The following is an 813-nucleotide window of genomic DNA, read 5'->3' as shown; positions in this document are numbered from 1 at the left end:
GTAGCACCAATGACTTTATCACCGATGCGTTTAGTGATCGGTAAAGGTTCACCTGTCAGCATAGATTCATCCAATGAACTGCTTCCATCGGTGACTACACCATCCACAGGAACTTTTTCACCTGGGCGAATTCTGAGTAAATCTCCTACATGGACATGAGTCAGAGGAACATCTTCCTCAGTTCCATCGGGCAGGATTCGGCGAGCTGTTTTAGGAGCAAGTCCGAGGAGTGACTTAATTGCAGCAGAAGTTTGCGAACGTGCTTTTAATTCCAGTATTTGCCCCAGTAGGGTCAAAGAAATGATGACCGCTGAAGCTTCAAAGTAAACAGCGACACGACCCATGGAGATAAATGAGTCTGGAAAGATTTGTGGCGCTACAGTTGCAACCACACTGTAAATAAAAGCAGCCCCTGTACCTAGACCGATCAGGGTCCACATGTTCGGGCTGCGATTCACGACCGATTGCCAACCACGGGAAAAAAATGGCCAACCTGCCCAGAGTACGATCGGCAGTGACAACACTAATTCAATCCAGCTCTGAACCGCCATGTCGAATAGGTTCATTTGATGACCAAACATCGCCAAAAAAGTCACGATGATGGTCAATGGCAGTGTCCACCAGAAGCGTCGGCGGAAATCACGTAACTCCGGATTCTCATCTTCCTCTAATTCAGGAATGAGTGGCTCCAGTGTCATTCCGCATTTAGGACAGTTTCCAGGATGATCTTGCCTGATTTCTGGATGCATTGGGCATGTATAGATGGTCGTACCTGTTGTGCTTGCCGCATTAACGTGTTGAACAGTCTGATGA

Annotated in this window: 1 protein-coding gene; it reads right to left on the bottom strand. The window is 47.5% G+C overall.

All coding sequences use genetic code 11. The annotated features are described in order from the left end of the window. Nucleotides 1-813, bottom strand: an 813-nt coding sequence (locus tag ACNPNW_RS04895; protein ID WP_448766619.1) for a P-type ATPase actuator domain-containing protein, incomplete at both ends; no start/stop codon positions are given.

The sequence above is a fragment of the Acinetobacter endophylla genome (assembly GCF_053543775.1).
Note: the sequence above shows the minus strand (reverse complement) of the source record. Positions and strands in the feature narration are given on the sequence as shown.